Annotated in this window: 13 protein-coding genes; 5 read left to right on the top strand and 8 right to left on the bottom strand. The window is 72.8% G+C overall.

Going from position 1 to position 18,211, the window contains the following annotated elements; translation table 11 throughout:
- Positions 1 to 331 precede the first annotated feature (331 nt).
- On the top strand, positions 332 to 616 hold the full coding sequence (locus ACIBO8_RS27980) for a helix-turn-helix domain-containing protein (protein ID WP_396118303.1): 285 nt from the start codon (positions 332 to 334) through the stop codon (positions 614 to 616).
- Positions 617 to 773: 157 nt separating this feature from the next.
- A complete protein-coding gene (locus tag ACIBO8_RS27975) occupies positions 774 to 1,415 on the top strand; it encodes a hypothetical protein (protein ID WP_396118302.1) in 642 nt (213 codons plus the stop codon).
- 67 nt (positions 1,416 to 1,482) lie between these two features.
- Here ACIBO8_RS27975 and ACIBO8_RS27970 read toward each other — a convergent pair whose 3' ends face one another.
- Positions 1,483 to 5,355, bottom strand: a complete 3,873-nt coding sequence (locus tag ACIBO8_RS27970) for a S8 family serine peptidase (protein ID WP_396118301.1) — start codon at positions 5,353 to 5,355, stop codon at positions 1,483 to 1,485.
- A gap of 226 nt (positions 5,356 to 5,581) precedes the next feature.
- Between ACIBO8_RS27970 and ACIBO8_RS27965 the strand changes: the two genes are divergently transcribed.
- The gene (locus ACIBO8_RS27965; RefSeq protein ID WP_396118300.1) at positions 5,582 to 6,568 is read left to right on the top strand and encodes a TrmB family transcriptional regulator; all 987 of its coding nucleotides are present in this window, start codon (positions 5,582 to 5,584) and stop codon (positions 6,566 to 6,568) included.
- A gap of 12 nt (positions 6,569 to 6,580) precedes the next feature.
- On the opposite strand, the gene ACIBO8_RS27960 is transcribed toward ACIBO8_RS27965, so the two are convergent.
- On the bottom strand, positions 6,581 to 7,612 hold the full coding sequence (locus ACIBO8_RS27960; RefSeq protein WP_396118299.1) for a response regulator transcription factor: 1,032 nt from the start codon (positions 7,610 to 7,612) through the stop codon (positions 6,581 to 6,583).
- Between the two features lie 257 nt (positions 7,613 to 7,869).
- Positions 7,870 to 9,336 carry a glycosyltransferase family 2 protein gene (locus tag ACIBO8_RS27955; protein ID WP_396118298.1) on the bottom strand — a complete coding sequence of 489 codons (1,467 nt, stop codon included), beginning with the start codon at positions 9,334 to 9,336 and terminating at the stop codon, positions 7,870 to 7,872.
- Between the two features lie 209 nt (positions 9,337 to 9,545).
- Here ACIBO8_RS27955 and ACIBO8_RS27950 point away from each other — a divergent pair, with 209 nt between their 5' ends.
- Positions 9,546 to 10,694, top strand: a complete 1,149-nt coding sequence (locus tag ACIBO8_RS27950; protein WP_396118297.1) for a methyl-accepting chemotaxis protein — start codon at positions 9,546 to 9,548, stop codon at positions 10,692 to 10,694.
- Here the strand turns inward: ACIBO8_RS27950 and ACIBO8_RS27945 are convergent.
- The 4 genes from ACIBO8_RS27945 to ACIBO8_RS27930 form a co-directional block, all read right to left on the bottom strand.
- Positions 10,691 to 11,740, bottom strand: a complete 1,050-nt coding sequence (locus tag ACIBO8_RS27945; protein WP_396118296.1) for an aldo/keto reductase — start codon at positions 11,738 to 11,740, stop codon at positions 10,691 to 10,693. The two genes, ACIBO8_RS27950 and ACIBO8_RS27945, sit on opposite strands and share 4 nt — an antisense overlap.
- Positions 11,741 to 11,779: 39 nt before the next feature.
- Entirely contained in the window at positions 11,780 to 13,162 is a 1,383-nt protein-coding gene (locus ACIBO8_RS27940) for a hypothetical protein (RefSeq protein ID WP_396118295.1), read from the bottom strand.
- The gene (locus tag ACIBO8_RS27935) at positions 13,159 to 14,610 is read right to left on the bottom strand and encodes a M20/M25/M40 family metallo-hydrolase (RefSeq protein WP_396118294.1); all 1,452 of its coding nucleotides are present in this window, start codon (positions 14,608 to 14,610) and stop codon (positions 13,159 to 13,161) included. The genes ACIBO8_RS27940 and ACIBO8_RS27935 overlap by 4 nt, the downstream gene beginning before the upstream one ends.
- A gap of 64 nt (positions 14,611 to 14,674) precedes the next feature.
- The gene (locus ACIBO8_RS27930) at positions 14,675 to 15,112 is read right to left on the bottom strand and encodes a CBS domain-containing protein (RefSeq protein WP_396118293.1); all 438 of its coding nucleotides are present in this window, start codon (positions 15,110 to 15,112) and stop codon (positions 14,675 to 14,677) included.
- A gap of 184 nt (positions 15,113 to 15,296) precedes the next feature.
- On the opposite strand from ACIBO8_RS27930, the gene ACIBO8_RS27925 reads away from it, so the two are divergent.
- Positions 15,297 to 16,481 carry a hypothetical protein gene (locus ACIBO8_RS27925; protein WP_396118292.1) on the top strand — a complete coding sequence of 395 codons (1,185 nt, stop codon included), beginning with the start codon at positions 15,297 to 15,299 and terminating at the stop codon, positions 16,479 to 16,481.
- Here the strand turns inward: ACIBO8_RS27925 and ACIBO8_RS27920 are convergent.
- The gene (locus ACIBO8_RS27920) at positions 16,457 to 17,923 is read right to left on the bottom strand and encodes an amino acid permease (protein WP_396118291.1); all 1,467 of its coding nucleotides are present in this window, start codon (positions 17,921 to 17,923) and stop codon (positions 16,457 to 16,459) included. The genes ACIBO8_RS27925 and ACIBO8_RS27920 overlap by 25 nt on opposite strands.
- Positions 17,924 to 18,211: the final 288 nt, after the last annotated feature.

Below are 18,211 nucleotides of genomic sequence, written 5' to 3'. Positions count from 1 at the left end.
GCCGAGGGACGGCCGGGCCACCTCCCGCTGAACGACCGCGCCGCGATTCGGCACATGCCTGACACGTCGATTCTGCCGACATGCGCACGCGATTGTCCACGCATCCAGGGCTGGTTGACGTCTTTTCACATACGGCCTCGGACCGTTCAAATTCGCCGCCCGGCGGGCCTACCCCGAAAGGTGTAGTCACGGGCACTCCCTTGGTGCACGTACCCGCGCGAACACCCTGCTCGATGCCGCGCGCGGGTTCGGCGACCGCGCGGCCGGCGACCTCCCGGTGTTGACTGCGGAATGGTCTCCGTACCGCTCGTCGAGTCGCAGGAGGACTTTCGTGATCAGTTTCGCCGAGCCGCCCGTCGGGCAGCTGATCAGGCGGCACCGGCTGCGCCGCGCCATGACCCAGGCGGCCCTCGCGGAGGCGCTGGCCTCGGTCTCCGGCAACGGATCCGTCACCCGTGACCAGGTCAGCCGCTGGGAGGGCGGCGGCCGGGTGCCGGGGCCGTACTGGCGCGGCTGGCTGAGCGTGGTGCTCGGCCTGCCCCGTACCGAGCTGGATCGGGCGGCGGCCCGGACCCGGGCGGAACGCTTGCTCTCCACCGCCGCACGGGAGGCGTAAAAGCCGATTCTCCATTGACGTTCTTCAATAGCTGTGTGGCCAGAAAACGGACTCTTTCTCACCGCCTCTCCCAGGACCAGGATCGGATTCCGGAAAGACCGGACCCCGCGCCACCGGCGGGCCCACCGGAACCGTTCACGATCGCAAGGAGGACCCCGTGTCTCACACCACCCGGCGTATCGCCGCTCTCGGCTCGGCCACCCTGGCGGCGGGCGCCGCCGCCGCGCTGTCCATGTCACCCGCCAACGCCGCGCCGCTCGTGCCGCCCGCGCCCGCGTCCACCATGGTGATCAGCCAGGTCTCCACCCAGGGCCCCGGCGGCGTGACGGACGAGTTCGTCGAGATCCACAACCTCGGCGAGGAGTCGATGGACATCTCGAACTTCAGCGTCTGGTCCTGCACCAACGCCGGGCAGCAGGTCCTGCTCGCCACGGTGCCGCAGGGCACGGTGCTGAGCGGCTCCGAGGACCAGCAAGAGATCGGCCAGTTCTACCTGCTCGCCGCCCAGGGCTACGAGCGGATCACGCCGCCGGACCAGACCTACAACGGCAACATCGCGCGGACCGGCGGCGTGCTGCTGCGCGGCGCCCCGCGTACCGGCAGCCCCACGGGCGCCCGGATCGATTCGGTCGGCTTCTCGTCCGCCAACCCGTGCACCGAGACGGCCGCCGCCCCGGCCCAGAGCATCGACTTCACCGACCAGGCCGCGCTGCGCGTGAACGACCGCGACACCAACAACAACGCGTTCGACTTCCGCAGGGTCGCGCCGGCCATGCCGCGCAACAGCAGCTCGTCCTGATCCACGGTTGACCCGCTCGACGGGTACGGCCCGGTGGAAGCTCCCACCGGGCCGTACCGCGATCACGTCACCGGGTGGCGTCCGCCAGGCCGTACGCGCCCCGCACCGTCTGCTGGAGACGGTTGCCCGCGCCGTCCCATGCCTCCGCCTTCAGCCACATCCCGTCCGGTCCGGCGGTGGCGGGATTGCGTACGGTGATCCCGTAGCGTCCCGCCGCCACCTGCCGCACCGTTGCGGGACGCCAGGTCTTCCCGTCGTCCGCGGAGGACCACAGCCACAGACCGGCCAGGGCGCTGCCGTTCTCCGCCTGCTGCGGTTCGCGGGCCAGCACCTCGAAGGACAGGTCCCGCCCCGCCGGCGCCCGGTTGGCCGGATCCAGGCCCAGCCGGTAGGTCAGCTGAATCAGCGGCTGCGAGGCACATCCGCCGGCAACGGCGCCGGGGCAGGACAGGGCCGGCGACTGCGGCGGCGCCGAACGGAACGACCACTGCGACGTCGTGTGCTGCACCGGGCGCACCCCGGGTCCGGCCGGCGTGGGACCGTCGACCTCGAGGCGGTAGGTCGCCGGCTCCGCCGGCAGCCGGTAGGTCGGCATCGGCAGGCCGTTGGTCTGCTCCTGCGCCGGCACCTCGGTGTCGTCCCGGAAGAGCCGGACGGTGCTGCGGTAGTCCGGCCAGGACTGGATGGCATGCGTGTCGGACGAGTCCCGCAGATGCCACGCCGGGTAGAACACGGCACCGTCGGGACCGCCCCGGCAGAGGCCGCAGCCGTCGGTCGCGCCCTCCGGCTCGCCCTCCAGCACCGGACCCTCGTACCAGCGCTCCTCCGGCAGCGACCGGACCCCGGTGCCGAAGACGTCGCGGCTGATCAGGGACGTGGTCAGTGCCGGCGAGTTCGCCGGCTGCTCGTTCTGGGTGGTCCAGCGGATCCAGGTCACGCCCGGGTTCGCCGGTCCCACATATTCGGTACGGACGGCCGGCGCCGCGAACTGGACGCGTTCCCGGACGGCGCTGACGCTGCGGGGTCCGAAGGCGTACCAGTTCTTCTCGTACGTCATCGGGGTGCCGGCGTGGTAGCGGGTCGGGATCGTCACCAGCGCCGCGGGGGTGGCGGTGTCGCTGCGCCCCGACGGGACGCCGGCGGCGGGATAGAAGAGGTTGTAGTTGCTGTCCGCCGAGTCGTCGCCGGTCAGGGTGACCCGCACGGCCTGACCCGTCAGCCACGACCGCAGGGCGGCGCCCTCCTGCTGGCCGAGGAACAGCTGCGGCACCGGCGTCGCGGCGGGCCGGGCCAGCGGCACGGCGCCGGCGTGGTCGACGTAGAGCAGCACACCGGCGGCACCCGCGTCGGCAACCGCCCGGGTGGCCGCGGTCGCCGCCTGCGCCGCCGCGGTGACCGGATCGGCGCCGTCGTCGGAGACGGCGACCAGGGCGAGCCGGTCGTGCAGGTCCAGCCCGGCCAGGTCCGCCGGCTTCGCGCGTCCGGCCCAGACCAGGTCGGCCTGGCGGGTCCCGGTCCAGCGGGCGGGCGTGCGGTAGACGTCGTACCGCGGGTGCAGGTCCACGGCGGCGGAGCCGGTCTCGGCGCGTACCTTCAGGCCGGCGGTGGCCAGGGTGCGCTTGTCGTACGTGTCGAGCGAGCCGTGCCGCGCCGCCGGCTGCGGGGTGACGAAGAACTGCAGATCGGGATCGGTACGGACGGCGGCCAGCAGGCTCATCTGCGCCCCGGTGGTCGTCCGCACCACCTCGAGCGCGCGGGCCAGCTCGTCCGTCGGCTCACCGGTGGTCACGGTGTGCCGCTGCCCCTTGCGGGCGTCGAGCGTGATCTCCGTGTCGCCGTTGACGGTGATCTCGGGCGACACCATGACATCGGTACGCCGGCCGGTCAGCTCGGCCGAGGACAGCGAGGCCATCGCGGTGTACACGCCGCCACGGCGCACCGGCACCACCGCGGAACCCTCCTCGACGGGTACGACGATCGTCGGGGCGGCGAAGGGATCGTTCGACGTGGACGGGTCGAGGTCGGCGTCCACCAGGTACGCCGTGCCGTAGGGCGCCGGCTTGCCGTGGTGGTCGGTCAGCCGCACGGTCACCTGCGCGGTTTCCGGGCGGACATAGACGCTGACCGCCGTACGCAGCGAGACCTGGGCGCCGGTGGCCGTGACGGCCCCGCCGTACGCCCCTGCTGCCGCGGCCGGACCGATGGTGAGCGTGACGGTGGCCCGGCCACCCGCGGGCACGGCGAGCTCGCTGGCCGAGAGCCGGCCGAGGTTCGGTGCGGGGGCGCCGTTCCAGCCGGTGAAGGCCACTTCGAGGTGCAGGTTCAGCGGCTCGGTGCCGTCGTTGACGTAACTGACCGGGTATTCCGTGTCGTCGGTGCCGGGGGTGCCGCCGTCGGCCTGCAGGGAACCGGTGCCGGCGATGTCCTGCCGGACCGCGCGGGCCACGTCGACCCGTCCGGAGCCGACGGCCGACCAGCTGCCGCCGATCGGGGCGGCACTGTTGATCAGCGCGTCCTTCAGCCGGTCACCGCGCCACGCCGGACGGCGCTGGGCCAGGATCGCGGCGGCACCGGCGACGTGCGGGGTGGCCATCGAGGTGCCGGAGAGCGCGGTGTACGAGTCGTCGACCGGGTCGCCGAGCTCGGTGCCGGCCGCGCGGGCGGCGACGATGCCGACGCCCGGTGCCACGATCTCCGGCTTGATGAGGCCGTCGCCCAGGCGCGGTCCCCTGCTGGAGAAGGACGCCAGGTGGTCGTCGCCGTCCACGGCGCCGACCGTCAGTGCGGAGCGGGCGGCGCCGGGTGTGTTGACGCTGACCGGCGCGCCGTCGTTGCCGGCGGCCACGACGAACAGGGCGCCCGTCTGCCGGCTCAGCTCGTCGACCGCCGCGCTCAGCGGGTCGGTGCCGTCGGTGGGTTCGCCGCCGAGGCTCATGTTGACCACGCGGGCGCCGCCGTCGGCCGCCCACTGCATGCCGTCGATCACCATCGAGTCCAGCCCGGCCCCGTCGTCGTCGAGCACCCGGCCGATCATCAGGTCGGCACCCGGGGCCACCCCGCGGTACCGGCCGCCGGACGCCGCGCCGCTGCCGGCGATGATCGAGGCGACATGCGTGCCGTGCCCGTGACCGTCCTGAGTGGTGCCGTTGCCGGTGAAGTCGGCGGACGCGGTGATCCGGCCCTGCAGGTCGGGGTGGCCGGCGTCGACGCCGGTGTCGAGGATGGCGACCTTCACGCCGGTGCCGTCGTATCCGGCCTGCCACGCCTCCGGCGCCCCGATCTGCGGCACGCTGTGGTCCAGGGTGGCGGTCACCCGGGCGTCGAGCCAGACCTTGCCGAGGCCGCCGCGCAGGCCCGCTCGGCCGGTGCCGCCGGGCCGGATCGCCTTCCAGAAGCCCGAGCCCTTGCGCTCCACGCGCAACGCCGAGCCGCGCAGCGCCGGCAGCTCACGGGTACGGCGGCTGCCCGGCAGAGCACCGAGATCCCGGGTCCGCGGATGGCTGACGATGACCGGCAGCGTGGCGGAGCGGCTGTCGTCCAGGCCCTGCCGGCTGAGCCCCCGCACGTTGAAGAGCTCGCGGTCCAGCACGCCGGCGGTCAGCAGCGGATCGGCGTCCGAGGGGACGACGTAGAGGGCCGGGCCGCCGGCCGCCGCACGCTGCGAGGTGGTGGCGAAGGTGACACCGTCGCGGTCCGGCGTTCCGGGCTGGACGGTGACCTGTGCCCGGCCGTCCGGAAGCTCGCGGTAGCGGACCTGGTCGCCGGTGAGGAGGGTGACGGTGTGCGTCCCGTCGGCGGCCGCGTGCGTCGATGCCGCGTGGCCGGGCGCCGCCGGCCGGGCCTGGGCGCTGGTGGGCGGGAGGGCGGCGCCGGCGCAGAGGACCGCGGCGGCGACCGCGATCCAGCGCCGGGCAGAGCCGGAACGGTGACTGGAGCTCATGGGACCGTCCTTTCGTCCGGATGGCGAAAGCAGCAGCACCGCGCCATCGGGTGCACGGCGCGGTGCTGATGGGCCGCTAGGGCGGTGGATATGAACCAGCCGCTAACAACTTATGAAAAGGATGAGGTCCGGTGAGACATGGCGGAACGGTTCCGCCCTGGCGCGAACTCGCCGCTGACGGCACACCGCCAGCCCGGCGGCGGGTTTGACGGCCACGATGAGTCAGGTGTTCTCCGTCGCCGGGCTGGGACCCGAGGACGAGGCGGTCTACGAGGCGCTCGTGGACGGCCCCGCTACCGTGCCCGAGCTCGCCCGCAGCACCCGCCTGCCGGAGGAGGTGGTCCGCGTCGCCCTGGACCACCTCGAGGAGGCGGGCCTGGCCGGCCGGGGCGCGGGCCATCCGGAGCAGCACACCGCGGCGGCACCGGACGTGGCTCTCGAGGCGCTCCTGCTGCGCCAGGAGGCCCGGCTGCAACAGGCCCGCCTGCACGCGCACCAGCTGGCCGCCCGGCACCGCCGCGCCCACGCCGGTGACGACCCCGCGTCACTGGTCGAGGTGGTCACCGGGCGGATGGCCGTACTGGAACGGTTCGAGCAGGTGCAACGCGCCGCGCGTCACGAGATCCGGGCGATCGACAAGCCGCCCTACGCCGTACCGTCGGGCAACCGCAACCCGGTCGAGCACGAGATGCTGGCCAGGGGGATCCGGTACCGGGTGATCTACGACCCGCAGGGGCTGACGGACTTCCACGACCTGCGGGCGGACCTGGAACAGACCGCCGCCCGCGGCGAGGTGGGACGGGTGCTGGCCGCCGCGCCGACCAAGCTCATCCTCGCCGACGACCGGGTGGGCATGATGCCCCTGCAGGCGGCGCCGTCCTCCATCGAGAGCATCATCGTCGTCCATCCGTCGGCGCTGCTGGAGGCGCTCAGCGCGCTGTTCGAGTCGCTCTGGGCACGCGCCCTGCCCCTGGGGCTGGTCGCGGCCGGAGAGGCCACCGTGGACGCCGGACCCACCCGCGACGAACGGCGTCTGCTGGCGCTGCTGACCACCGGCATGCCGGACGTGGTGATCGCGCGGCAGCTGGGGCTGAGCTACCGCACCTTCCAGCGTCGCCTGCGGGAGCTGCTCGTCCGGCTCGACGCGGAGACCCGCTTCCAGGCCGGTGTCCGCGCCGCCCACCTCGGCTGGATCCCGTACGACGGCCCCTGACGGCGTACCCGGTCAGGGCCGGTGCCCGTGCTCCGCGTGCCCGGTGACCGTCGCCGGCAGGTAGAGGCCGCGGTCGGCGGCGCGCATCACGGCGGCGGCGGTGGTGCGGGCGCCCAGCTTGCCCTTCGCCTCCTCCAGGGTGGCGTACACGCTGAGCACGCTGACCCGCAGGCGGGCGGCGATCTGGGCGGTGGGCCAGCCGGCGATCAGCAGCCCGAGAACGGTCAGCTCCCGATGGCCGAGGTGCAGCAGGTCGTCCGGTGGGCGGAGCACCACGAGAGCGCTGACGTGGTGCGGCGGCTGGTCGGGGCACGCCAGCATCGTCGTGCGCCAGTAGCGGCCGGGGTCCTTCTCCGAGCGGGGAATGAGGAACGTGGCCTGGCTGTCGCCGTCCGCGTAGCAGGCAGCGGCCTCGGCCAGCACCGCGGAGCCGCGCGTCAGCAGTCGGTGCCCGGGCATGCCGGGCAGGGTCTCGACGGTGTCGTCCTGGGTCAGCACCACGCCGGCGACCGCGTCGGTGACCAGCCCGGTCAGCGCGCAGACCGACCGCATGGGGTCCAGGGCGTGCGCGAGCAGGGGCGCCAGCCCGGCGAGCAGGTCACGGGTGTCGTCGCCGATCGGGGTGGGACGGTACGTGTGCGCGGCCAGCACACCGAGGTACCGGCCGTCGAAGGTGTGCAGCGGGATGCCGACCCCCTCGCAGAATCCCGCGGGGGCCATGTACCGGCCCCAGGCGGACATCTCCAAGCTGGGCGCCGGAATATCCATGACCCGCAGCGGGGTCCGGTCGCGGGTCAGCCCCAGCCGCTCGGCGTTGGCCAGGAACTGGGGGGTGGCCAGGTGCTCCTCGAGCGCCTCCGGATAGCCGTACACGTACAGCGGGGGCTGCCGGCTGCGGTCCGGGCGCAGGAGCGTGACGCAGGCGGCGTCGATGATCATCACGGGACGCAGGGACTCGACCAGCGCCTCCGCGCGCGCCGCGAGGCTCGCGGCACCGGAGGCGATGGCGGAGATCTCGGCCTTCAGCGCCGCCGGGTCAGGCATGCGAACCCCCGGCGACGCCGGGACCCGGGATGCGGATGTGCCGCTCCGCATCCCGGCCCGCGACCGGTTCTGCCGGGCCGTGGCTCACCGGGTGGAAACCAGGCCGAGCGGGAACACCCAATGCATGGCGCGCTCCTTTGTACCGGTTCCACCCCGAGTATGCCGAGTCGCCGGAGACCCGCAACAGAGCAGGGCGCAGATCGATGATGAACTTCCGTTTGCAACATTTACCGTTTCCGGGGAAAGGGCGACAACCGTCAACTCTTCCACGCGGCGATCAGCATCGACGGAATCCACAGGGCGGCATACGCCCCGATCAGCACGCGGGCCGTCACCGATCCCGGCTCCGCCTGACAGGCGGCCGCATAGGCGCCCGTGAGGCACAGCAGGGTCGTCATGCTGACCACCCGGATACGCCGCGCGCCGCCGACGCGTACGTGGCCTCGCCGCCGGTTGGTCTTCGGCGTGACGAACCAGGTGTGCGCCCGGCGGCGGAAGCCCTTGACGTTCGCGACGGCGTACGTGTGCACCACGGACAGGGCGATCCAGCAGGCGGCGGGAATGTAGAGCAGATCGGCCCAGGTCCGCTTCCGCACCGCCGCGACGATCAGTGGCAGCACGCTGCCGAACAGCGTGAGCACCATCATCGGTGCCATGACCGAATCGGCCCAGCCGCGCGCGCCGCCGAACGCGGTGCACAGCGCCACCACGACGCACCACAGGGCGGACACCTCGATGCCGAGCGCGGCCGTGTAGTACGCGTTCTGGCGCAGCAGGCTCAGCTTGGTCCGCAGGTCGAGATCCGACCGCAGCACGGGGATCAGGTACTCCGCGAAGGTGCGCGCCGAGCCGATCGCCCAGCGCTCCTGCTGGCGGCGGAACGCCCGGTAGTTCGGGGGGACCTCGCCGACGTTGGCGACGCTCTCGAGGTACACGCCCCGGTATCCGGCCAGGTAGAACCGGTTGGACAGGTCGATGTCCTCGGTGAGGTGACCGGCTCGGAACCCGCCGACGGCGTACAGCGAGGGCAGGTCGAACAGGGCGCAGCAGCCGGAGAACAGGACCATGTGGCCGAGCCGCTGCCGGCCGGCGAGATCGACGACGTAGCAGGCCTCCTCGTTGATGGCGAGGCAGCGCTGGAAGTGGTCGGCGGGGCCGTGGTGGTAGAGGCGTTTCGTCTGCACGTACGCGACCCGGTCGTCCGCCTCGATCACCTCGAGGCAGCGCTCGATCGCGTCGGCCTGCGGGCGCCAGTCCGCGTCCAGCAGGTACATGTAGTCGAAACCGCGGTGCCGCAGATATCCCTCGAGCGCCTTCAGATTGCCGGCCTTGAAGCCCACGTTGTCCGCGCGGTGGAACACCACGAACCCCTCGGACTCCCAGATCTCGACGCCGTCGCCCCAGGCCACCGGCAGGCAGCCGCGCTCGGCCGCCAGCTTGCGCAGCAGGTCGATGGTCTCCGGATCCTTGGAGTCGTCGCCCACGATGATCGTCTTGCCGGGATACGAGAGGCGTTCGCAGGCGGCCACGGTGTCGGCGAGCACCTCGCGTTCGTTGAATGACACCACCACGACCGCGACCTTCGCCGCCGGGCGCGGGACGACCGTAGGAATACGCGAAGGGAACAAGGCGGCGGCAGAATAGGCGTAGTTGTACGCCGCGAAGCAGCCGAAATACAGCAGGAGCAGGACGGACACGGCGTGCAGGACAGCGGTGAGAACCATGAGGAATCCGGTTTGCCGATCGGGAGGGAATTTTCGCGTGTCGATGCTACGGCCGGTATCCCGAATATCCGCCGACGGCGAAAAAGTGTGACGAGCGTCCATCGGTAATACGCCCGCAATATCGTTCTGATATTTCCGGCCCGGTAACGGCTCAACTCCGCGGCCTTGCGGCCGACCAGACAGGTGTGCCGCGATTCAATCCGTTCCGCATGTTCCCGAGCATCCGGGCGCTGATGATCTTCCTGGCGATCTCGCTGAGCGCCAACGCCTCGTTCTTCCTGACGGTCGGGGCGGCCCTGCTCTACGAGGGGCCCGCGCCGTCGGGTTTCGTGACCCGGATGGCGCTGCTCGGCGTCGGGAACGTCGTCTTCTGCTTCCTGGTCGTCCTCTGGGCGGCCCGGGCCATCACGCTGCCGTTCGAGCAGATCCGCTCGTTCCTGGGCCGGCTGGTCGCCGGGGACCTGCGCGGCCGGATCGACGTGGGCGGCCGCGACGAGGTGGCCCAGACCGCCCACTCGCTGAACGAGCTCACGGCGCTGCTCGGCGACGCCGTCGGGGCGCTGCGCACGAACGCCGCCGAGCTCGTGCAGTCGGCCGACCGCCTCGGTACGGTCAGCACCGACCTGGACGGCGACGCCGCCCAGGCCTCGGGCCGCGCCTCGGCGATGGCCGAGTCGGCCGCCCGGGCCACGGCCAGCATCGCCTCGATCGCCGCCGGAGCGGCCCAGGTGGAGGCGAGCATCTCCGAGATCGCGCGCAGCTCCGCCACCGCCGCCGAGGTGGCCGCGCAGGGCGTGCAGACGGCGACCCAGGCCAACGAGACGGTGGCCCGGCTGGGCACGAGCACCACGGCGATCCAGGACGTGGTCCGCGCGATCACCGCGATCGCCCAGCAGACCAACCTCCTCGCGCTCAACGCCACGATCGAGGCGGCCCGGGCCGGCGAGCAGGGCAAGGGCTTCGCCATCGTCGCCGGCGAGGTCAAGGACCTGGCCCTGCAGACCGCCGCGGCCACCGAGGACATCAGCGCCCGGATCTCCGCGATCGGCACCGACAGCGCCGCGGCGGCCCAGGCGATCAGCGAGATCGGCGAGTTCATCGGCCGGGTCAGCGACCTGCAGACCACCATCGCCGGCGCCGTCGAGGAGCAGACCGCCACGTCCCGGGAGATCGGCGCGGGCGTCCGCGGCACCGCCGGGCACTGCGAGGCGATCGTGGCCGACGTCAGCGACGTGTCGCAGGCGGCCGGCAGCACCGCCACGGGTGCCTCCCAGACCCGGCAGATGGCGGGCACGCTGCGGGACACGGCCCGCAACCTGAGCGCCATCGTCGACCGGTTCTCGGTCTCCGACAGCTAGAGGTGCGGCCCGAGCAGGGTCAGATCCGCCGGGGAGAGCCGGTCGCGGGCCGTCTTCGCCTGGTGCCAGTACGGGTACAGCAGCGGCGGCGCACTCGCGGCGTCCAGCCGGGCCCGCTCCTCGTCGCTCAGCTTCAGGCCGGCGGCCGCGAGGTTGTCGGCGAGCTGCTCATCGGTGCGCGCCCCGATCACCAGTGACGTGATCGCCGGCTTGCCGAGCAGGTACGCCAGCGCCACCCGGGCCGCGGAGACGCCCCGCTCCTGACCGATGGAGACGAGCACCTCGACGGTGTCGTAGAGCCGCTCCTGATCGTGCACGGGCGGTTCGTTCCAGTCGGTGAGCTGCCGCGAGCCGGCCGGCGGCTGCTGACCCCGCCGGTACTTGCCGGACAGCAGGCCCCCGGCGAGGGGGCTCCACACCAGCACGCCGAGTCCCTGGTCCACGGCGGCCGGGATGAGCTCGTACTCGGCGTCGCGGGCCTGCAGCGAGTAGTAGATCTGCTGGCTGACGAAGCGCGGCGTGCCCGTGCGGTCGGCGGTGCCGAGGGCCTTCATCAGCTGCCAGCCGGCGTAGTTCGAGGCGCCGACGTACCGGACCTTGCCCTGGCGCACGAGCAGATCCAGGGCCTCCAGCGTCTCCTCCAGCGGGGTCCGGCCGTCCCATTCGTGCACCTGGTAGAGGTCGATGTGATCGGTCCGGAGCCGCCGCAGGCTCGCCTCGCAGCCGGCGACGACGTGGTGCCGGGACAGGCCGGCGTCGTTGGGACCGGGCCCCATCGGCATGCGGACCTTCGTCGCGACGAGGACGTCGTCGCGGCGGCCCTCGAGCACCTCACCGACGATCTCCTCGGACAACCCCTCCGAGTAGACGTCGGCGGTGTCGATGAGGTTGACCCCCGCGTCGAGACACCGGTCCACCTGCCGCCGCGCCTCGGCGACATCGGTGGCACCGACGGCGGCGAAGTTCCCCTTGCCGCCGAAGGTCATGGTGCCCATGGTCAGGACGGAGACTCTCAGGCCGGACCGGCCGAGCTGACGATATTCCATGTCCGTCAACCTATGCCCGCCCCGGCCGCGCCGCGCGGCTCAGCTGACGAGCAGCCCCAGGGCGGCGCCCCCGCTGCCCAGCGCGGCCACCACCTCGTCGGCCGTCAGCCTCGGCGGCGGCACCGCACCCAGCGGCGCCGCCGTGGCGAGCACCGTGGACGCGTGCGCGGCCGGCAGCGGGAAGAGCGGGTAGTGGCTGAGCGCCAGCGGGTCGGTGTGCGGGCGCAACCGTGCGAACGCCGCGACCGAGCGCCACTGGGCCGCGGGCGCGTACGCCTCGGACCGCGAACCGGGAGCCTGCGGCAGCACGGTCACCGTGTCGAAGCCGGCGCTCCCGGCGAGCCACCACTCGGCGGCCTCCACCGACTGGCGGGTCGCGGACTCCAGCCAGTACGGCACCAGTCCGGCCGTCAGCGTCAGCCACGGATCCACCAGCGTGCCGGAGCTCACCAGGCAGTGGTCGCCCCCGCCGCGCTCGGCCGCCAGCCAGCGGCGGTACAGGCCGGCCACGAACGCGCTGAGCGCCGACGGCCGCGCGTACCGGATCCGGAAGGGCGTGGTCGCGCACCGGCGCAGGTCCGCCCCGAAGTCGGGGTCGCCCGCCACCTCGGCGGTCCCCTGCCGCACGTCCTGGTACGGCGAGGCCCACAGCACCTCGTCGAGCGCCGCGAGGGTCCGGCGGAAGGCGGGGTTGTCCGGTGTGTAGTCGTCCGGTTCCCAGCCGCTGACCGGGCTGCCCAGCTGGAAGCTGTGCCCCGGCGCCAGCTCGAGCACCGGCCACGTCCGCACGTCGCGGATCATCAGCGCGGCCGCCCCCGGCTCGAGCCGCGAGCGCAGGAAGCCCCGGTACGCCGCCGGCAGCCGCCGCCACCGCACGTGCAGCGTGACGGTGGCGCCGCAGAGGCTGCCGCGCTGCACCGGGTCGTGCACCTGCCGCACCGAGACGTCCGGGTTGGCCGCGACGATGGAGTCGGCGATGATCGCTCCCCACTCCATCGCGCTCTCCCAGTCCCCCACCGCCCCGCCGGGCCACGGCACGGTGACGGTGAAGCCGTCGGGCAGCCACGGCGCACCCAGCGCGGCCGCGAGGTGGCACGCGGCGCCGTGCGGCGATCCGAGCAGAACCGCCGGGTACGCGTCCGCGGGGTAGTGCGCGGTGATCCAGGAAGCGACCGCGTCGGCGTCGAGCCGCGCGGCCAGGCCCACGGGCAGTGCCCCCTCGGCGGCGTCGTACGCCAGGGCCTCGAGGCGTACCTGCTCGCGCGCCGTCGGCCGCTGCCCCAGGGTCGGCACCCGGCTCAGGCTCCGGCAGTCCTGCCCCGCGACCGCCCGCGCGGTGGCCGCCAGCAGGCCGGCACCCAGGCTGTCGGCGCAGACCACGCGGGTGGCGCCGGGCACGTCCAGGTCCTTGAAGTCCGTCACGGCTGGACGGCTACCCCCGCCGTGCCGGAGTCAACCGTGCCGTTTTCGCCGTAGTCCGGCACTTCGGAAGTCACCCGGCAGGAGGACAGCCGCTGCCAGAAAGAGGCCAGCGTGGCCGCGCCGGCGATGAGGACATCGAGGCCGGTGCGTTCGTCGCTGTCGTGCCAGCGGTCCTCGGGCAGACTCGTACCGAAGAACACCAGGGGTGCGCCGACCTTGCGCACGAGCAGGTCGGCGGGCCCGCCGCCGGCGTTGCCCATCCGCCCGGCGGGCGCGCCGAATCCGTCCTCCATGGCCGCGGCGAGCATGGCCACCGCCGGATGGTCGCGGGGCGTCCGGTACGGCTCCTGCCCGTCCTCCACCGGGACGTCGAGCTTGTACTCGACCCTGTCGCTGATCGTGGCCTCGACCCAGCGCTGCAGCTGCTTGGCGACCTCCGGCATCGACTGGTCCGGCACCGTCCGGATGCTGATGGACGCGGTGGCGACGGCCGGCACGGCGGCGCGCGAGGGCCCCACCGGGTCGCCGGCGACGACGGTCAGCACCTCCACGGTCGGCCGGGCCCACAGCCGTTCCAGCACGGTGAACCCCTTCTCGCCGCCGATGCTGCGGGTGTCGGACCGGGTCAGCCAGTCCTCGTCGCTGTACGGCAGGGCCGCGAGCTCGGCCCGGGTCTGCTCCGAGGGTTCGGTGACGGCGTCGTAGAAGCCGGGCAGCGTGACGCGGCCCTCGTCGTCGTGCAGAGCGGCGATGAGAGCGGCCAGCTCGATCACGGGATTCGGTGCCGGGCCCGACACCGCGCCGCTGTGCACGTCCCGGTGAGGTCCGTAGACCTCGAGCTCGGCCAGCATGGTGCCGCGCATGCTGAGGCAGACGGCCGGGTGGTCGCGCCGCCACAGCAGCGTGTCCGAGAAGACGATCAGATCCGCCTGCGGGCGGTGCTCGTCGAGCAGGCCGGCCAGGTGCGCGGAGCCGGTCTCCTCCTCACCGTCGACCAGGATCTTGACGTTCACCGCCGGCGCGTCCCGGCCGGTGGCGGCCAGATGGGCGCGCAGTCCCCAGAGATGCGCGACGACCTGCCCCTTCGCGTCCGAGGCCCCCCGGCCGTAGACATAGCCGTCCCGCACCACCGGCTCGAACGGCGCCGTCTCCTCCCACTGTTCGTCCTTCGCGGCCCGTACGTCGTGGTGGCTGTAGATCAGGACGGTCGGTGCTCCCGGGGCGGCGCACCATTCGGCGTACACGGCCGGGGCGTCACCGGCCGGCCAGACCTCCACGGTGGGAAACCCGAGGTCACGCAGGGCACCGGCGAGCCAGTGGGCGGACCGGTTGACGTCGGCGGCGCGCTCCGGCACCCCGGCGACCGAGGGCAGTCTCACCCAGTCGCAGAGCTCGCGGGCGATGTGATCGCGGTTGCCGGTGAGGAACGAGTGGATCTCGGTGGACATCGCGCCGGGCTACCCCCACGGAAACCGGACAAACCTTCCGGCAGGGGCGGCGTGTCGTCGCGGATCAGCTGCGCTCGCCGGTGATGTAACCGCTGAGCGCCGAGGTCTGCACCTCCAGCTCGGTGATGCGCTTCTTCACCACGTCGCCGATGCTCACGATGCCGGCCAGCCGCCCCCCGGTCACGACCGGGACGTGCCGGAAGCGGTGCTCGGTCATGAGCCGCTCGACCTCGGCCACGTCGGACTCGGGTTCGACGGTGTGGACCCGCGTCGTCTGGATGGCGGAGACCGGCCGGGTGAGCACGGCGGCACCGTGCTCGGCGAGCCGGCGGACGATGTCACGCTCACTGACGATGCCCTCGACGGTCGTGCCGTCGGCGGACACGACGGCGGCACCGATGCGGTGCTCGGCGAGCGTGGCCAGCAGTTCCTGGACGGTGAGGTCGGGGGTCACGGTCACGACACGGTCGCCCTTGTCGCGCAGTACGTCGCTGATGCGCATCTGTCCTCCCGGGTCCTGCGAAAGTTCCGGCGTCTCCCACCCTAGAACGGGAGAACGCTTTCCCCCGATAGCTCCGGCACTTTGATCCTTCTTCCTCCGCGGGAGATCAACAAGCCTCCGTACGGTGACGGGGCCCCGCCGTGGCGCTAAGTTGCTTCGATGAGCGACTCCCCGAGGAGGCCGGATGAGCCGGGCCGACGGATCCACCACGGTCACGACGCGGTTCGTGTGGGTACCGCACGGGACCACGGCCGGCTGGCTCCTGCTGCACCGGACGGTCGCCGACCACGCCACGGGTGAGACGTCCGACGATTTCTGGCGCTCGGAGGAGATCTCCCCGGAGGCCGCCGCCGCCGGGGCGTTCCAGGACACCGACGACGAATGGCGGCGCATCGTCACCGGTGAGCCCGTACCGTTCCTGCTCTGGCCGTTCTTCCTGGCCGCCGTCACCGACCGCGAGCTGCCGGCGGTCCGCGAGCAGGTCCTGCGCTCGGTGGTGCGCCCCCTCGCCGACATCAGCGCCGAGCTGGTCGCCGCACCCGGCGGACCCGCCGTGATCACCCCTCGCGTCACGCTCGCCGGCGACCCGTTCGGCCCGACGGCGGCCGACCTCGACCTCGGCGAGGACTGGGAATCCGCGGCCCTCGACCCCGACGGCCGCCGCGCCGGGCTCCTCGCCGCGGTGGACAGCCGGATCAGCGCCGCCGACGTGCCGGGCCCGGCCGCGCCCGGTCCCGTGACGGTGAACAGGTTCGTGGCCCGCGCGGGGACGGCGCCGTCCGGCCTCGGCGCGGCGCTCGAGCACCAGGACGTCCGGCAGGCGGTCGCCGACCTACTCGGCGACCCCCGCGACCAGGCCGCACGGGAGACGATCTCCTCGGACCTGCGGGCCCACGGCTTCCCGGTGGCCGCGGAACCGCTGCGCCTGGCGAACCTGCCCCGGCCCGGCTTCCTCGGCCGCCTCGTCATCTTCTGCCACGAGGACACAGGATCGTTCAGGATCGCCACCCTGCCGGCGTGCGCGGATTCCCTCCGGGAACATCCCGGCCTGGCCGCGGCTCTTGCGGCGTACGTCTGCCCCCTCGACCCGGCCACCCGCGGCGACGACCATGCCCGCGAGGCGCTGCGGGCGGCCCTGGAGGAATTGCCGCCGGAGTGGGACGCACCCTGCGAACGCGGGGCCGGGCTGGCACCGCCGGCCTGGGACGAGGTCACGATCGCGGTTCGCGAGGACGGCGTACCGGCAGGGGACGGCCGCCCCCGCACGGTCGAGATCAGCCACGTCGAGCTGGTGGACAGCACCGGGGTGCAGAGCTGGCGGATCGACCTGTCGGCGCCGACGGGCTACCGTACCGACCGGGACTCGTAGCCCTTGGCGGCCACCCGGCTGCGGCGCCGCCCGTACCCGAGGTAGACGACCAGACCGAGCGCCATCCAGACGAGGAAACGCAGCCAGGTCTCCACCGACAGGTTCGTCATGAGATAGAGGCAGGCCAGTGCCGACAGCGCCGGCACCACCGGCGACAGCGGCACCCGGAACGGCCGCTCCAGCTGCGGCATCGTCCGCCGCAGAATCGGTACGGCCGCAGACACGATGACGAACGCGAACAACGTACCGATGCTGACCAGGTTCGCCAGCGAGGAGAGCGGCACGAACCCGGCGAGCAGCGCGATCCCGCCGGTGACGACGAGCGTGGTGCGGTACGGCGTGCCCCAGCGAGGATGGACGGCCCCGGCAGCCGGCGGGAGCAGCCCGTCGCGGGACATCGCGAACCCGATCCGCCCGATGGCGACGATGTCGACCAGGATGACGCTCGTGAGCCCGGCCACGGCGGCGATCGAGACGAGGGCGGAAGCCCACCCGGCACCGACCGCCGAGAACGCGGAGGCGATCGGCGCGCCCGGATCGATCTGCCGGTAGTCGACCATGCCGACCACCACGAAGGACACCAGCACGTACAGCAGGGCGGAGATCGCCAGCGTGCCGAACAGCCCCAGCGGCAGATCGCGCCGCGGCCGCCGGGTCTCCTCACCGAGGTTCGCCACCGCCTCGAACCCGGTGTACGCGAAGAACACCACAGCAGCCGCGGTGAGCACCCCGGCGACACCGAACGCCGAGGGCTCCAACCCGAACACCACCTGCGACAGCGGCCGGGTCAGTCCGGACTCCCCCGCACCGGACGGCTGCGCGGGCGGCACGAACGGCGTCAGATTCGCGGCCCTGACGAAGAAGGCCCCGGCGACGACGACGAACAGGCAGATGGCGACCTTCACGACGACCAGCGCATTGGTGACCCGCGACGACTGCCGGATCCCGAGGGTCGCCACGCCGCCGAGCACCAGGGTGATCAGTACGGCACCCAGGTTCACGGTGCTGCTCTCGCCGAACACCGAGCCCGGCAGGTGCAGCAACTCGGCGAGGTACCCGGACCATCCCCGCGCCACGACCGCCGCACCGAGCGCGAACTCGAGCACGAGATCCCAGCCGATGATCCACGCGATGATCTCACCCATGGTGGCGTACGCGTACGTGTAGGCGCTGCCCGCGGTCGGCACGCTGGAGGCCAGCTCCGCGTAGCAGAGAGCGGCGAGCAGACTCGCGACGCCGGCCAGGACGAAGGAGACGATCACGGCCGGGCCGGCGTGGTCGCGCGCCTCGATGCCGGTGAGGGTGAAGATGCCCGTACCGATGACGATGCCGATCCCGAAACCCATGAGATCGAGCGGCCCCAGCCGACGGCGCAGCCGCTGGCCGCCGCCCTCGTCGTCACCACCCTGGACGATGACGTCCGCTATGGGTTTGGTCCGCATGACCGACACGCTGGTACTCCTTCGGCAGGGGTGGTGCGCCGCGGGGTACCCGCGGGGCGGGCTCCTTAACGCGGGGCGGGCGGGGACCGCGCTCACACCGTTGGCGGTCATCGCCGCCGGGTCGGAGCTGCCTGCCAGCCGGCGGTCCGCGGATGCCTGCGGGGCCGATACCTCGGCCCGGAACAGCCGCGCCAGCCGGCGGTCCGCGGATGCCTGCGGGGCCGATACCTCGGCCCGGAACAGCCGCGCCAGCCGGCGGTCCGCGGATGCCTGCGGGGCCGATACCCG

The organism is Actinoplanes sp. NPDC049681 (genome assembly GCF_044465265.1).
In the GTDB taxonomy this organism is placed as follows: Bacteria; Actinomycetota; Actinomycetes; order Mycobacteriales; family Micromonosporaceae; genus Actinoplanes.
The sequence above is the reverse complement of the archived record's forward strand: the minus strand, read 5'-3'. Positions and strand labels throughout refer to the sequence as shown.

Coding starts and splice junctions, on each gene's coding strand:
- ACIBO8_RS27970 (WP_396118301.1), bottom strand. CDS start 5,355: ATGAGCTCCAGTCACCGTTCCGGCTCTGCCCGGCGCTGGATCGCGGTC.
- ACIBO8_RS27960 (WP_396118299.1), bottom strand. CDS start 7,612: ATGCCTGACCCGGCGGCGCTGAAGGCCGAGATCTCCGCCATCGCCTCC.
- ACIBO8_RS27955 (WP_396118298.1), bottom strand. CDS start 9,336: ATGGTTCTCACCGCTGTCCTGCACGCCGTGTCCGTCCTGCTCCTGCTG.
- ACIBO8_RS27950 (WP_396118297.1), top strand. CDS start 9,546: ATGTTCCCGAGCATCCGGGCGCTGATGATCTTCCTGGCGATCTCGCTG.
- ACIBO8_RS27945 (WP_396118296.1), bottom strand. CDS start 11,740: ATGGAATATCGTCAGCTCGGCCGGTCCGGCCTGAGAGTCTCCGTCCTG.
- ACIBO8_RS27935 (WP_396118294.1), bottom strand. CDS start 14,610: ATGTCCACCGAGATCCACTCGTTCCTCACCGGCAACCGCGATCACATC.
- ACIBO8_RS27930 (WP_396118293.1), bottom strand. CDS start 15,112: ATGCGCATCAGCGACGTACTGCGCGACAAGGGCGACCGTGTCGTGACC.
- ACIBO8_RS27925 (WP_396118292.1), top strand. CDS start 15,297: ATGAGCCGGGCCGACGGATCCACCACGGTCACGACGCGGTTCGTGTGG.
- ACIBO8_RS27920 (WP_396118291.1), bottom strand. CDS start 17,923: ATGCGGACCAAACCCATAGCGGACGTCATCGTCCAGGGTGGTGACGAC.